A 14,315-nucleotide genomic window follows, 5' to 3' on the forward strand; every position below is an offset into this window, starting at 1 on the left:
TCCTCGAATAACTGTCAGCTTCATTACAAATCCTACCGGCAGCTGCTGTGTCGGTTATTTGTTTTCTACGTAATCATCATATCAAGGACCCTTCGTGGAAACATCGGTCTTTGGGCGGATTTCCTGATAGGACTTGTTGAATGCGTAGAAAAAATAAGGGAAAAACCTTGTTTTTCTCACGATGATGGGGCAATTCTTAATAAAGAGCGAAAAAGGCGACTTCTGCGTGTCAAGCGTGGGTATATTTGCTAAAATTAAAACAGAAAAATGGAAAGAAAAAGGAAACCTCTGTGAATAAAGTGAACAATAATTACCAAGCGACGATTTATGCGTGCTTTACTGGTTATATCGTCCAAGCGGTCATCGTCAACTTTGCACCGCTGCTGTTTTTGACTTTTCAAGAGCAATATCAGATTCCGTTGAGTCAGATTACGCTTTTGGTCACCTTCAATTTTTTACTGCAGCTGTTAGTAGATTTTGCCGCAATCTTTTTTGTAGATAAAATTGGCTATCGAGTCAGTATTATCGCCGCTCACTTATTTTCCGCGGTGGGATTAGCAGGTTTAGCCTTGTTTCCGGGATTGTTTGGGGATCCTTTTTATGGGTTATTGCTGGCAGTATTGATCTATGCCATTGGCGGTGGGCTGTTGGAGGTTTTGGTAAGTCCAATCGTGGAAGCCTGCCCTACAGATAACAAAGAAAAAGCCATGAGTCTGCTCCACTCCTTTTATTGCTGGGGATATGTGGGGGTTGTTTTGGTTTCGACTCTGTTTTTTGCAGTCTTTGGGATTGGAAATTGGCCGATTTTGGCGCTGTTGTGGGCGGTGATTCCATTAGTGAATGCCTTCGTCTTTACCAAAGTTCCCATCAATTCATTGATTGCTGACGGAGAAGAGGGCCTGCCGATTCGCAAGCTTTTGTCATTGAAAAGTTTTTGGCTGTTTTTGGCTATGATGGTCTGTGCCGGCGCCAGTGAACAAAGCGTGGGACAATGGGCATCAACCTTTGCTGAAGAAGGTCTCGGCGTCGCCAAAGCGGTGGGGGATTTGACTGGTCCGATGTTTTTTGCTTTGATGATGGGCTTGGCTCGAGTCTTTTATGGAAAATATGGCGATCGCATCGATCTTCGACGCTTTATGATGGTGTCAGCCATACTGGCAGTGGGCTCTTATCTGTTGATTGGCTTAACGGGTGTGCCGGTATTGGGTTTACTCGGTTGTGGCTTGAGTGGTTTGGCGGTAGGCATCATGTGGCCCGGCACTTTCAGCTTGGCTACTGGTGTTATCAAAAATGGCGGTACGGCGATGTTTGCCTATATGGCTTTGGCAGGAGACTTAGGTTGTTCTCTAGGGCCGACGGTGGTAGGCTTTATGTCCGCTTGTTTTGACGACCAGCTGCGTCTGGGAATTTTGGGAGCAATCGGCTTTCCGCTGGGATTGGTACTGGGCATCAGATTGTTGAAGACGATGTTTTTACGTCGGCAGCAGGCACCTATTGTTAAGACTTCTGAAGAGCTTTGAAACTGACAGTCAGGTAAAATTGGAAGAGAGCCTGTCAAACAGGAAAAGAAATCGCTGGTGACAGCGTGAAACGAGGAATTTCTATGAAAAAAGATAAACATACCCAAGAGAAATCTGCTTGGTTCACTTGGAAAGACTTGATTTGGATTGCCGCCTTGATCTTGTTGGTTGTCGGCTTGCGCCAGTTTATTTTCACCCCTGTGGAAGTCCATGGTGCTTCAATGGATCCCAATTTGCAGGATTCTGAGCGCTTGATTGGCTTGAAGGTGGGAGAAACCAAACGCTTTGATGTGGTAAGTTTCCATGCACCCGATGCAGACAAAGAATACATCAAGCGAGTGATTGCATTCGGTGGTGAAACCGTAGAATACAAGAGCGACAAACTGTATATCGATGGCAAAGAATACCAAGAAGCTTACCTCGACCAGTACAAAGAACAACTGACAGAAGGAGAACTCTTCACTGCAGATTTCAGCTTCACTGTCCCTAAAGATCGGCTCTTTGTTCTGGGAGACAATCGCCCTGTTTCAAAAGATAGCCGTGTGTTTGGTGCAATCGAAAAAAGCAGCATCACCTCCAACGCTAAATTTATTTTCTGGCCGTTGAACAAATTTGGCACCGTCAATTGATAAAAATACAAGATTAGGAGATTGCTATAGGCGATCTTCTTTTTGTTTGGTTGGGGAGTTTATAATGTGTTGAAAAAGACGGTGGTCATTTTGGTGGCTGGGTGGGTAAGTCCTATTTTGTGAAGTGAACTTCATAGTTGATAAAAAAATGGCGAAATGTGAAGTGAACTTCACATTCCGTAAAATGCTAACAAAAACACAAAACAAACTTCATATTTCTTGTAATACACAAAAGCGCCCCTCAATTATTTGAGGAGGCGCTTTTTAGTTAGTGTAGTTATTCTCGAATCTGTCCGTCTCCGTAAATGATGTATTTCGAGGAGGTCAATTCTTCTAAGCCCATTGGTCCGCGGGCATGTAATTTTTGGGTAGAAATACCGATCTCTGCGCCAAAGCCAAAGACGAAGCCGTCGGTAAAACGGGTGGAGGCATTGACATAGACGGCAGCTGCATCGACTTCTGCCAAGAATTTCTGGGAGGCAAAGTAATTGTCGGTGATGATGGCTTCTGAGTGTTTGGTGTTGTAGCGGTTAATGTGGGCGATGGCTTCATCGATATCTGCGACCACTTTGACAGCCATGATGTAATCTAGAAACTCGGTAGACCAGTCTTCTTCGACAGCTGGAAGCGCTTCTTCTAAATAAGGCAGTGATTTTTCGTCTGCCCGTAATTGAACGTTGTGTTCAGCTAATTTTGCGGCAATTTTTGGTAAGAAGTCCGCGGCCACATCTTGGTGAATTAGCAGTGTTTCCGCCGCATTGCAGACGGAAGGACGCTGGGTTTTGGCATTGTCTACGATATTGACTGCCATCTCTAGTTGCGCCGCTTGATCGACATAAATATGATTATTGCCGGTTCCAGTTTCAATGACCGGGACAGTGGCAGTTTCTTTGACTCTGCGAATCAGGCCGGCGCCACCCCGGGGAATCAAGACATCCAGATACTCAGTGAGACGCATCATTTGATTGGCGACTTCGTGACTGGTATCTTCTACAAATTGGACGGCATGGGGTGTGAAGTCATTATCGGTCAATGCTTTTTGAAGGACCTCTACCAAAATTTTATTGGAATGGAAGGCTTCTTTTCCCCCTCGTAAAATCACAGCATTGCCGGTCTTGAAACAAAGACTAGCCGCATCGGTGGTGACATTGGGGCGAGACTCATAAATGATACCGATGACGCCCAGGGGTACTTTTTGACGGCCAATCATCAGGCCATCTGTGTTTTTCCACATTTTTTCAACTTCACCGATAGGATCTGGCAGCTGGACGACTTCCCGGATGCCATTGGCCATTTCGCTAATTCGCGGGCCAGTCAGCCGCAAACGGTCTTGCATGGTTTCAGAAATGCCGTTGTCTTGCGCTTTAGCCAAGTCTTTCTGATTGGCAGCCAAGATTGTTGCGGTAGCAGCTTCTAGTGCAGCCGCCATCTGTAGCAGCAGGTGGTTTTTTTTCTGAGTATCCGCCAATGCCAGTTGACGGGCGGCGGTTTGGGCTTGTTGCCCCAGTATGTTCAAATCCATTTATTTCACGCCTTTCTTAGGGATGTCAGTTACAAAACAGAGTACCAATTTCAGCACCAGCGAGGATGTCAAAAATTACTTGTGGCTTTTGCCCATTAGCTAAAACCATCGCGCTGTCGGCCTCCAGGATTCGCTGAGCAGCTTTCAATTTGCTGACCATGCCGCCGGTACCAAAGCGACTGCCTTTATCGCCAGCGCGCTCCATGGTTTCTTCAGAAATTTCGTGGATTGTTGAGTAGAGGATTGCTTCTTGATCGACAGCGGGATTGGCGGAATAAAATCCGTCGATATCCGAAAGCATAATCAACAAGTCAGCTTCTGTGATTTGGGCAACGATAGCCGACAACTGATCATTGTCGCCGAACTTGGTTTGATGGTCCAGTTCTTCCACTGCCACGGCATCATTTTCATTGATAATCGGAATAATCTTCATCGCTAGCAGCTGATTCAAAGTATTGATTACGTTTTTTCGACTTTCTGGAAATTCTACGATGTCCCGGGTTAAGAGGACTTGAGCTGTCTGTTGGCTGTAGGTGAGAAATCGTTGGTTGTAGATATTCATCAATTCTGCTTGACCGACAGCGGCCACGGCCTGTTGCTGCGGGATTGCGGTCGGGCGGGCGGCTAGCCCCAGTTTATTCATTCCCACTCCGATGGCACCGGATGAAACTAGGATGATTTCTTTGCCTTGATTGGCCAGATCAGTCAGTACGAAAGCCAGCTGATCGATTCCCGACAAATTGATATTGCCGTTGGGATAGATGAGTGAGCTGGTTCCGATTTTGATAACGATCCGTTTGGCATTTTGCAATGATTCCCGCACAACGATCTCCTCCATTTGTTTATTTCCTACCATTGTACAAGGTTTCGACAGGGATTTCATCCGTAAAATAATAATTGTCAGATAATTTTAAGCAGATTTTCCTGAAAATGACGGATGTTTCATGTGAAACATCGAGAAACATTCATTGTGCAGTGCAAGATTTCCTGAAGCAAAAAGGAAATCCGCCAGTTCAAGAGGTGGAAAAAGGTGTGCGGTGCTATAATCGCAAAAAATGAATTTTTTTAATGACTGCAACCTTTTAAACAGCTACTGACTCTAATAGATGTGTGATACTAGTGAGGACGAAAAACTAAGAGTGAAGATGGTGAACTTTTCAGAGAGAGTCATTTTACATATCAAAAAGCACTGTTCAAAAACAAGGGGAGTGAAGGAACAGCGGAACAGACTAAGTTGTGAATTTTTCCTGATTTCTTCATGAAATGCGCCGTTTGTCCTGTGACAATATGCTAAAATAGGCTGATAATGCACGAAAGAAGGGAACAAATTCATGAAAAAGCGCGGATTTGAAGTCGTTTCGGCTTATCAAGGAAGCAATATCAACTTACCAGTACGGGCAACACAGCAAGCAGCAGGCTACGATTTCGAGGCGGCGGTGGATGTAGTCGTACCGAGTATTTGGAAATCGGGCATTTTAGATGCGGTTAAAGCATTGATGAGTGAAGATGCTGTAGCGAAGGTCCAAAAGAAGATGAAACCGGTCTTGGTTCCGACTGGCGTCAAAGCCTACATGGGCGAGGATGAATTTTTGCAGCTGGCCAATCGTTCCAGCAATTCTCATAAGCGCTTCCTGATTTTGGCAAATGGCGTGGGGGTCATCGACAGCGATTATTACGGTAATCCTGACAATGAAGGCCACATCATGTTTCAATTCATCAATTTCGGCCCTTTTGACGTATCTATCAAAAAAGGGGAACGAATCGGGCAAGGTATCTTCCTGCCGTTTTTGAAGGCAGACCAAGATGTCGCATCAGGGGAACGTACTGGCGGCTTCGGATCTACCGGGCAGCAGTGAGGTTATTAAAAAAGGCCCCTTCTATGGTAAAATGAAGCATAACGGAGGTGCCTGAAGAATCATGGCAAAAAAAGCCAAAGTACAATTTGAATGTCAGCATTGCGGTTATATCGCACCGAAATATTTTGGGAAATGTCCGAACTGTGGCAGCTGGAATTCGATGGTGGAAGTGACGATCCAAGATACAAATGATCGCCGCGTTCGTGCATCGCTGACCGGAGAAAAGACCCGGCCAACGAAGATTGCTGAAGTTGTGCCCAAAAAAGAACCTCGTGTGGCAACAAAACTTGCCGAGCTGAATCGAGTTTTGGGAGGCGGAGTTGTTCCGGGCTCATTAGTGCTAATTGGTGGGGACCCTGGTATCGGGAAGTCCACGCTGCTTTTGCAGGTGTCGCAACAACTGGCAGACGTCGGCGGCAAGGTGCTTTATGTCTCCGGAGAAGAAAGCGCCGAGCAAATCAAGATGCGGGCGGAACGTCTAGGCAGCATCGAGACGGAATTTTATCTCTACGCTGAGACGGACATGCATGAAGTGGCACGAGCAATCGAGGACCTGGAACCTGATTATGTCATCATTGATTCCATCCAAACCATGACTCAGCCGGATGTAACCAGTGTGGCAGGCTCTGTCAGTCAAGTGCGGGAAACGACCGCTGAACTGCTGAAAATCGCTAAAACCAACGGCATTGCTATTTTTATTGTTGGTCATGTGACGAAAGAAGGGGCAATCGCCGGTCCCCGAATGTTGGAGCATATGGTAGACACGGTGTTGTATTTCGAAGGGGAAAAGCATCACAGCTTCCGCATTCTGCGAGCTGTAAAAAATCGCTTTGGTTCCACTAATGAAATTGGAATCTTCGAAATGCAGGCAGATGGTCTTCATGAAGTGGCGAATCCTTCGCAAGTTTTCTTGGAGGAACGCTTAGCTGGTGCTACCGGTTCAGCAATCGTGGTGGCGATGGAGGGCAGTCGGCCGATTCTCGTGGAGATTCAAGCGTTGGTAACACCCACGATGTTCGGCAATGCCAAGCGGACCACCACCGGTTTAGACTTCAATCGCGTGTCATTGATCATGGCGGTTTTGGAAAAACGGGCGGGCCTGCTGTTGCAAAATCAAGATGCCTACTTGAAGGCTGCCGGCGGGGTCAAGCTGAACGAGCCGGCCATCGACTTAGCAGTGGCGGTGGCGATTGCTTCCAGTTATAAGGAAAAAGGCACGGAACCTACCGAATGCTTCATTGGTGAAATCGGTCTAACGGGCGAGATTCGCCGGGTCAGCAGCATCGAGCAACGCGTCAAAGAGGTCCAAAAATTAGGCTTTACCAAGGTGTATCTGCCGAAAAATAATCTCGGCGGTTGGGAGCCACCTGAAGGAATTGCCATCGTACCTGTCTCTACTATTGCTGAGACGCTGAAAAAAGTTTTCGGCTAATTAACAAAGGCGGGCTACTTTTTAATACGAAGGGCTCGCCGCCAAATAAACGATACACAAATGGGAGGAAAACACATGCAAAAACGCGTCATCACCATCTTACTTGTGGTGGCGGGGGCAAGCCTGGGGGTATCCTTTATGCCGGTCGCTTGGGATGCGATCCAACAAGGGAACAACCAATGGCTCAATAATATGTTCACCAATTTAATCATCGGAGCACTTATTTTCTATTTATTGTCATTATTCCTGGTGAAATATATTTCTGCTGCCCTCAACTACATTGAGAAAAAACTCAGTGAGCTCAGCCTCACCTACTTGCTATTTGGAGCAATCGGCACCATCATCGGTCTTTTGATCGGGGTCATCATTTCACTGCCTTTTTACAATTGGGATATTCCTTTTGCAAAAGGCGTCGCACCTTTTTTGATCATGATCTTGCTGGGGTATCTGGGTTTTCAGATTTCTACTACACGGATTGATGAATGGAAGAAAATCTTTACCTCCAACAAGAAAAAAGCAGAAGAAGCAGCGGAATCTCAGCAGGAAATGTTGGATCGCAAAGCAGACGATCATTTCCGCAAATACAAGATTCTAGATACCAGCGTCATCATTGATGGCCGCATTTACGACATTGCTAAGACTGGCTTTATCGAAGGCACAATCCTGATTCCTAACTTTGTTCTTTATGAGTTGCAGTATATCGCTGATTCCGGTGACAGTTTGAAACGAGTGCGGGGACGGCGAGGACTGGATATTCTGAATGCTTTGCAAAAAGAGGATGGGATTTCAGTTGAGATGTATGATGGTGATTTCGAGGACATCCAAGAAGTTGACAGCAAACTGCTGAAACTGGCAAAACTGTTGGACGGCACGGTAGTCACCAATGATTACAATCTGAATAAAGTAGCCGAATTTCAAAATGTTCCCGTGCTGAACATCAATCAGTTGGCCAACGCGGTCAAACCGGTAGTGATTCCTGGAGAAGACATGGATGTGCTGGTGGTGAAAGCCGGTACCGAGCGTCAACAAGGGGTAGCTTACTTGGATGATGGTACGATGGTAGTCGTAGAAGACGGGCAGCACTACATGAACGAGCGCATCACTGTTGTCGTCACCAGCGCACTGCAAACCGCTGCTGGACGGATGATCTTTGCCAAGCCAGCTCATTCTGGGCGTGGCATCGACAATAAATCCGACAGCACTTCCGGCAATCACAACAAAGGTGGCAATAAGACCAATCGTAACAGTCGTTGAGGCGATTGCTTTAAAAAAATACCGCAATACCTGTTGGTTTCAGGTGTTGCGGTATTTTTACGGCTGTTTTTTTGTGAGTTAAAAATTAGGCCTCACAAAGCTTATCCACGGGTGTCAGTTTTGCTGCAAGAAAAATTTTCTCATAAATTAAAAATGAACCTTCACGGAATTCAGAATACTGCCAGCAGGGATTAATTGGCTGTCACACTTTACTAATGAGGACTTTGATTGTAGAATTACAAGGAATAGGCTTACCAAAATTCCAACCAAAAGGGAAGAGATAAAATGAGTAAAATCCGTGTACGTTACGCACCGAGCCCTACCGGCCATTTGCACATCGGCAATGCCCGGACGGCGTTGTTCAACTATTTATTTGCCCGCCACAATGATGGCGAGTTTATCATCCGCATCGAAGACACCGACCAAAAGCGCAACATCGCTGACGGTGAAAAATCACAATTGGAAAATCTGGCTTGGCTGGGAATTGATTGGGACGAATCCCCGGAAAAACCTGGTGCATACGGTCCTTATCGTCAATCAGAACGCGGCGAAATCTACCAACCTTTGATTGACCAACTGCTGGTTTCCAATCGGGCGTACAAGTGTTACTGTACCGAAGAAGAATTGGAAGCTGAGCGAGAAGCCCAACGTGCCCGTGGGGAAATGCCTCATTACGGCGGCAAATGTGCCCATCTGACACCAAAAGAGCAAGCTGAAAAAGAAGCACAGGGCTTGGAACCGGTGATTCGTTTCCGGGTACCAAAAAATACCGAATATGCGTTTAAAGATATGGTTAAAGGTGACATTCACTTTGAATCAGACAATGTCGGCGGCGACTTTGTTATCCAAAAACGTGACGGCATGCCGACTTATAACTTTGCAGTAGTTGTGGATGACCACATGATGAAAATCACCCACGTACTGCGGGGGGACGATCACATTGCCAATACACCGAAACAAATGATGATCTATGAAGCATTTGGTTGGACCCCACCACAATTTGGGCACATGACGTTGATCATCAACACTGAAACCGGCAAAAAATTGTCTAAACGGGATGAATCCATTCTGCAGTTTATCGAGCAGTACCGTGAATTGGGTTATCTGCCAGAAGCGATGTTCAACTTTATCGCGCTGTTGGGCTGGTCACCAGTGGGAGAAGACGAGCTCTTCTCACAATCCGAATTGGTAGAAATGTTCGATCCAAAACGTTTGAGCAAATCTCCGGCAGCCTTTGATGCTAAGAAATTGGCGTGGGTCAACAACCACTACATCAAAGAAATGAACCTGGATGAATTGACCGACATGTGTCTGCCTTTTCTAGTGAAAGCCGGTCGTGTTGAAGAAAATCCAGCTGCTGACAAGAAAGCCTGGGTTAAAAAAGTTGTGGCTCTTTATCAACCACAAATGAGTTTTGCAGCTGAAATCGTGGAACTTTCTGGTCTGTTTTTCGGTGAACATCCGGAATTAGAAGAAGAAGGCAAAACAATTATGGCACAAGAAACGACACCAGTAGTCTTGCAAGCTTTCAAAGGACAATTGGAAAGTTTGACTGATTTCACACCGGAAAACATCTTGGCTTCTATCAAAGCAGTCCAAAAAGAAACCGGCATTAAAGGCAAAAATTTGTTTATGCCAATCCGAATCGCTACTTCTGGTCAAATGCACGGCCCAGATCTGCCGAATACTATCGAAATCATGGGTCAAGAAGCAACTATTGCTAACTTAGACAAAGCATTAGCATAAACGTAGCTGACAAAGTTGCAATCGCTAGTTTTTGCTGCGGAAAATCATCATTTATCAACAAACACGAAGAACAGACGAAGTACCGTCAGCGCCTTTTTACAGAGAGACTGCTATGTTGCTGAAAGGCAGTCAAAAAGCCGGCGGGAAATGCATCTGGGAGTGGAGCTGGCCAAGACCGGCTACGTAGGATGGACGTTACCCATTTTGAGGCAGAAAGGTGCAAGGCAGCTTCTCTAATCAGTGAGCCGAGAAGAGGATTGTTGCAATCGTTTCTGTAAACAAAAGTGGGACCACGCGGGGGCGTCTTTTGACGTAAGGAAACTTACGGCAAATACGCCTCCGTGTGTTTTTTTTCAGCTTACAATGAGAGAAAAGCCAGACTTCAATTCTGATTGGACACATGACGGATGCTGGCTAAGGCAGGTGCTTTCAGGACAGCTTTTGATGACTATTTGTTAAGGGGAAGTCGCAGGTTTTGCGGCTAAAGGAAGTTGCAGTAAAGGGGGAAATAGTATGGGGTGGTTCAAACGAGCAATCGCAACCACAAAAGCCAATGATCCAGCGGCCCGTAGTACGCTAGAAGTCGTTTTGACTTATCCGGGGTTTCACGCGCTGTTTTGGCATCGCTGGTCGCATTTTTTATACCGGCATCGCTTGTTTTTATTGGCAAAAATAAATGCCCAATTTTGGCGCTTTTTAACGGGAATCGAGATTCATCCAGGTGCGCAGATTGCAGCTGGCGTTTTCATTGATCACGGCATGGGGGTCGTGATCGGCGAGACGGCAGTGGTGGAGGAAAATGTGGTGTTGTTCCACGGCGTAACGCTGGGTGGCACCGGCAAAGACAAAGGCAAACGCCATCCGACGGTTTTAACCGGTGCAATGATTGCAGCCCATTCCCAGATTTTAGGGCCCATTACTATCGGAAAAAACGCCAAAATCGGTGCTGGCTCTGTTGTTTTACATGATATACCCGATAATGCGACGGCGGTGGGAGCTCCTGCCCGTGTCGTTAGACTGAATGGAGTGAGAGTTAAAAATGATTAAAATTCATAACACGTTGACCCGTGAAAAAGAAGAATTCAAACCATTGGAAGCAGGCCGTGTCAAAATGTACGTCTGCGGACCAACTGTTTATAATTACATCCATATCGGTAATGCCAGAAGCGCGATCGCCTTTGATACGATTCGCCGCTATTTTGAATACCGCGGCTATCAGGTGGACTATGTTTCCAATTTTACCGATGTAGACGATAAAATCATTCGGGCGGCCCAAGAACTTCAAGTAACTGCACCGGAAGTCGCTGATCGCTTTATTGCTGCTTTCAAAGAAGATGCCGGCGCACTGAATATCGAAGCGGCAACGTTGAATCCCCGCGTGATGGATCATATCCCAGATATCATTGAATTTATCCAAGTGCTGATTGATAAAGGCTATGCCTATGCTGTCAATGGCGATGTCTATTACCGGACGCGTAAATTCGCTGATTACGGCAAACTTTCGGATCAATCCATTGATGAACTGGAAGTAGGGGCTAGTCAGCGGACTGGCGGTGAACAAGACATCAAGGAAGACCCATTGGATTTTGCTTTGTGGAAGTCTGCCAAGCCGGGAGAGATTTTTTGGAGTGCTCCTTGGGGTCAAGGACGCCCAGGCTGGCACATCGAATGCTCGGTGATGGCTACCAAACATTTAGGAGAAACCATCGATATTCATGGCGGTGGCCAAGACTTGGAATTTCCTCATCACGAAAATGAAATTGCCCAAAGTGAAGCCAAAACTGGGAAGAAGTTTGCTAATTACTGGATGCACAACGGCTATGTCACCATCGGGGATGACGATGAGAAGATGAGCAAGTCCTTGGGAAATTTTGTGACCGTTCATGACATTGTAAAAGTCGTGGACCCGCAAGTGCTGCGCTTTTTCATGGCAACAACACAATACCGCCGGCCGATTCGTTACAGCGAGAAAACACTGCAAGACGCAGCGAACAACTTGCAGCGACTAAAAACCGCCAAAGAAAATGCCGAATTCCGGTTGGCTCAAGCGGCAGCCGGTTTATCTGATGATGAAAAGCGGCAGGAACAGCTGCAAGAATTAGAAGCGCGATTTGTAGCTGAGATGGATGACGATTTTAACGCAGCTAACGGCATCACAGTGGTTTATGAATTAGCCAAATGGCTGAATAATTACAGCGAACAGCCGGCAGTTTCGGCGGCTGTTTTGGAGTCAGCACTGGTGCAATTTGCCAGTTGGCTCCAAGTCTTCGGGATAAAATTTGCTCAAGAAGACCTGTTGGATGAACAGATTGACGGTTTGATTGCTGAACGCAACCAGGCCCGCAAAGACAAAAATTTTGCCCGCAGTGACGAAATCCGAGACGCATTGAAGGCGCAAGGGATCATCTTGGAGGACACACCTCAAGGAACCCGGTGGAGAAGAGACGCATGAGAGATCACAAACAATTGAACGGCTTGGCATTGGCTTATGTCGGAGACGCCGTCTATGAAGTGTATATCCGAGATTTTCTGGTGGAAAGTGGCCAGACCCGACCAAACACACTGCATAAAATGGCGACGCATTATGTTTCAGCCAAAGCCCAAGCCATGCTGATGGAAAAAATGCTGGCAGAAGGCATTCTAAATGAAGAAGAGGAATTGTTTTATCGGCGCGGGCGTAATTCTAAGAGCCACACCAGCGCTAAAAATGCCGATATCACCACGTATCGGGTCGCTACAGGCTTTGAATCACTGATGGGCTATCTCCACCTCACGGACCAAAAAGAACGTCTAGATGAGCTGGTAGCATGGTGTATCGAGAAGGTAGGTGAAGAAAATGAAGGAAAATAAGCGACGTCCAGTAAAAGCCGGGGAACGCTCCCGCCAAAATGAGCGGAGCAACGGCAACGGCGGCAATAAGAGAAATAATCAGAAGGGTCGCCGTTTTGATGACAAGCGAAAAGTTGACGGCAACAAAGGACCAAAACGAGAGCAGCGACCGGCAGCGACAGAGGGCAATGGAACTTTTGATCAGACTTCTCCGGAAAATGAGAATTTCGTGTTTGGTCATCACGCGGTGGCTGAAGCTTTGAAACAAGGGCGAGGCAACAAGCTTTTCATGCTGGAAGATGCCCGCGGGGGAAAAGTTGAGGAATTGAAGCAGCTGGCCCAAGAACACAGTGTTCCAGTCAAGTGGGTACCGAAACAAAAACTAGATACCATGAGTGACGATGGTGTCCATCAGGGCATGGTCTTGGCAATCACCCCTTATGAATACTTGTCATTGCCAGAACTATTGGAGAAAACGGAAAAGCCCGAGCCTTTCTTTTTGATCTTGGATAATTTGGAAGATCCCCACAATTTTGGCTCAATTCTGCGGACAGCAGATGCTGCCGGCGTGGACGGGATTATTATTCCAAAACATCGGGCGGTGGGAATCACACCAGTCGTGGTTAAAACCTCTACCGGCGCTGTTGAACACGTACCAGTGGCGCGGGTTACCAATTTGAGTCAGGGCATCAAGCAACTGAAAGAAGCCGGCTTTTGGGTATTTGGCACGGCGATGTCCGGCACCGCTTATACCGACTGGAATGCTTCTGGTAAGATTGCCTTAATCATCGGCAATGAAGGTCGGGGAATGAGTGCCGGTTTAGCGAAAGAAGTCGATGAACTGTTGACGATTCCGATGGTGGGTCACGTCCAAAGTCTAAATGCCAGTGTGGCGGCAGGTCTGCTGATCTATGAAGCATTTCGGAAGCGTAGTGGTGGCGGCTCATGAAAAAGCAGCTTTTGATCGTGGATGGCTACAACATGATCGGGGCTTGGCCGGAGTTGGTGTTACTGAAAAAGCAAGACAAGATGGAAGATGCCCGTGATGCACTTTTGAACCGCTTGTCCAATTACGCCAAATTTGAAGGAATCGAGATTATCGTCGTTTTTGATGCCCAATTTGTACCTGGGATCACGACTCGTTTCACAAAATATCTGTTAGAAGTCGTTTTTACCGAAGAGGGGGAGACCGCCGACAGCTATATCGAGCGGGTTGCTGGTGAATTGAATAATCGCCTGACCCAGGTGACAGTGGCAACCAGCGATTTGGCAGAGCAATGGGTAATCTTCTCTCAAGGCGCCCTGAGAACTTCTGCCAGAGAGTTATACAAGACGATTGAGAAGACGGAAAAACAGATTGCCGGCCATCAGGAAGACTTGAAGTTTACGGATTTCCGACGCAACTCACCCTGGAGCCCCCAGCAGTTGACGGAGTTGTCGGAAAAACTGCAGGAACTTTCTGACAAGAAAAAAAGGTAGCTTAAATGAGAAGTTTCTAAAAAGTGTCATGATACCCTTTCCTCAGAA

General features: G+C 46.6%; 13 protein-coding genes. 11 read left to right on the forward strand and 2 right to left on the reverse strand.

Annotated features, from left to right (window positions below; all coding sequences use genetic code 11):
* Window positions 1–290 precede the first annotated feature (290 nt).
* On the forward strand, window positions 291–1,520 hold the full coding sequence (locus ACOMA8_RS04390; protein WP_421368825.1) for an MFS transporter: 1,230 nt from the start codon (window positions 291–293) through the stop codon (window positions 1,518–1,520).
* A gap of 83 nt (window positions 1,521–1,603) precedes the next feature.
* Entirely contained in the window at window positions 1,604–2,149 is a 546-nt protein-coding gene (gene lepB, locus ACOMA8_RS04395) for a signal peptidase I (protein WP_421368827.1), read from the forward strand.
* 277 nt (window positions 2,150–2,426) lie between these two features.
* Here lepB and ACOMA8_RS04400 read toward each other — a convergent pair whose 3' ends face one another.
* Window positions 2,427–3,671: a glutamate-5-semialdehyde dehydrogenase gene (locus ACOMA8_RS04400; protein WP_421368829.1), complete on the reverse strand. Its 1,245-nt coding sequence runs from the start codon at window positions 3,669–3,671 to the stop codon at window positions 2,427–2,429.
* A 25-nt stretch (window positions 3,672–3,696) separates the two neighbouring features.
* Complete coding sequence (gene proB, locus ACOMA8_RS04405) at window positions 3,697–4,509, reverse strand: glutamate 5-kinase (protein WP_161900363.1); 813 nt, start codon at window positions 4,507–4,509, stop codon at window positions 3,697–3,699.
* 493 nt (window positions 4,510–5,002) lie between these two features.
* On the opposite strand from proB, the gene ACOMA8_RS04410 reads away from it, so the two are divergent.
* The 9 genes from ACOMA8_RS04410 (at window position 5,003) to ACOMA8_RS04450 (ending at window position 14,267) form a co-directional block, all read left to right on the forward strand.
* On the forward strand, window positions 5,003–5,527 hold the full coding sequence (locus ACOMA8_RS04410) for a dCTP deaminase/dUTPase family protein (RefSeq protein WP_421368832.1): 525 nt from the start codon (window positions 5,003–5,005) through the stop codon (window positions 5,525–5,527).
* A 61-nt stretch (window positions 5,528–5,588) separates the two neighbouring features.
* Complete coding sequence (gene radA, locus ACOMA8_RS04415; RefSeq protein WP_421368834.1) at window positions 5,589–6,959, forward strand: DNA repair protein RadA; 1,371 nt, start codon at window positions 5,589–5,591, stop codon at window positions 6,957–6,959.
* A 75-nt stretch (window positions 6,960–7,034) separates the two neighbouring features.
* The gene (locus ACOMA8_RS04420; protein WP_161900360.1) at window positions 7,035–8,213 is read left to right on the forward strand and encodes a PIN/TRAM domain-containing protein; all 1,179 of its coding nucleotides are present in this window, start codon (window positions 7,035–7,037) and stop codon (window positions 8,211–8,213) included.
* Between the two features lie 285 nt (window positions 8,214–8,498).
* A complete protein-coding gene (gene gltX / locus ACOMA8_RS04425) occupies window positions 8,499–9,959 on the forward strand; it encodes a glutamate--tRNA ligase (RefSeq protein ID WP_421368837.1) in 1,461 nt (486 codons plus the stop codon).
* 513 nt (window positions 9,960–10,472) lie between these two features.
* Window positions 10,473–11,006 carry a serine O-acetyltransferase EpsC gene (gene epsC, locus ACOMA8_RS04430; RefSeq protein WP_161900358.1) on the forward strand — a complete coding sequence of 178 codons (534 nt, stop codon included), beginning with the start codon at window positions 10,473–10,475 and terminating at the stop codon, window positions 11,004–11,006.
* Complete coding sequence (gene cysS, locus ACOMA8_RS04435; RefSeq protein WP_421368840.1) at window positions 10,999–12,411, forward strand: cysteine--tRNA ligase; 1,413 nt, start codon at window positions 10,999–11,001, stop codon at window positions 12,409–12,411. The genes epsC and cysS overlap by 8 nt, the downstream gene beginning before the upstream one ends.
* The gene (locus ACOMA8_RS04440) at window positions 12,408–12,809 is read left to right on the forward strand and encodes a Mini-ribonuclease 3 (protein WP_161900356.1); all 402 of its coding nucleotides are present in this window, start codon (window positions 12,408–12,410) and stop codon (window positions 12,807–12,809) included. The genes cysS and ACOMA8_RS04440 overlap by 4 nt, the downstream gene beginning before the upstream one ends.
* Complete coding sequence (rlmB, locus tag ACOMA8_RS04445) at window positions 12,796–13,737, forward strand: 23S rRNA (guanosine(2251)-2'-O)-methyltransferase RlmB (RefSeq protein ID WP_421368842.1); 942 nt, start codon at window positions 12,796–12,798, stop codon at window positions 13,735–13,737. Before ACOMA8_RS04440 ends, rlmB begins: the two co-directional genes overlap by 14 nt.
* Window positions 13,734–14,267 (forward strand): NYN domain-containing protein, encoded by a 534-nt coding sequence (locus tag ACOMA8_RS04450; protein WP_161900355.1) that lies wholly within the window; start codon window positions 13,734–13,736, stop codon window positions 14,265–14,267. The genes rlmB and ACOMA8_RS04450 overlap by 4 nt, the downstream gene beginning before the upstream one ends.
* Window positions 14,268–14,315 lie beyond the last annotated feature (48 nt).

This window comes from Enterococcus infantis (assembly GCF_049166715.1).
GTDB lineage: Bacteria > Bacillota > Bacilli > Lactobacillales > Enterococcaceae > Enterococcus_C > Enterococcus_C leclercqii.

What these genes read in the sequence shown, in the direction of transcription:
- ACOMA8_RS04450 (WP_161900355.1), top strand. Translation starts at nt 13,734, where the DNA reads ATGAAAAAGCAGCTTTTGATCGTGGATGGCTACAACATGATCGGGGCT.
- rlmB (WP_421368842.1), top strand. Translation starts at nt 12,796, where the DNA reads ATGAAGGAAAATAAGCGACGTCCAGTAAAAGCCGGGGAACGCTCCCGC.
- radA (WP_421368834.1), top strand. Translation starts at nt 5,589, where the DNA reads ATGGCAAAAAAAGCCAAAGTACAATTTGAATGTCAGCATTGCGGTTAT.
- epsC (WP_161900358.1), top strand. Translation starts at nt 10,473, where the DNA reads ATGGGGTGGTTCAAACGAGCAATCGCAACCACAAAAGCCAATGATCCA.
- ACOMA8_RS04400 (WP_421368829.1), bottom strand. Translation starts at nt 3,671, where the DNA reads ATGGATTTGAACATACTGGGGCAACAAGCCCAAACCGCCGCCCGTCAA.
- cysS (WP_421368840.1), top strand. Translation starts at nt 10,999, where the DNA reads ATGATTAAAATTCATAACACGTTGACCCGTGAAAAAGAAGAATTCAAA.
- gltX (WP_421368837.1), top strand. Translation starts at nt 8,499, where the DNA reads ATGAGTAAAATCCGTGTACGTTACGCACCGAGCCCTACCGGCCATTTG.
- lepB (WP_421368827.1), top strand. Translation starts at nt 1,604, where the DNA reads ATGAAAAAAGATAAACATACCCAAGAGAAATCTGCTTGGTTCACTTGG.
- ACOMA8_RS04420 (WP_161900360.1), top strand. Translation starts at nt 7,035, where the DNA reads ATGCAAAAACGCGTCATCACCATCTTACTTGTGGTGGCGGGGGCAAGC.
- ACOMA8_RS04410 (WP_421368832.1), top strand. Translation starts at nt 5,003, where the DNA reads ATGAAAAAGCGCGGATTTGAAGTCGTTTCGGCTTATCAAGGAAGCAAT.
- ACOMA8_RS04440 (WP_161900356.1), top strand. Translation starts at nt 12,408, where the DNA reads ATGAGAGATCACAAACAATTGAACGGCTTGGCATTGGCTTATGTCGGA.
- proB (WP_161900363.1), bottom strand. Translation starts at nt 4,509, where the DNA reads ATGGAGGAGATCGTTGTGCGGGAATCATTGCAAAATGCCAAACGGATC.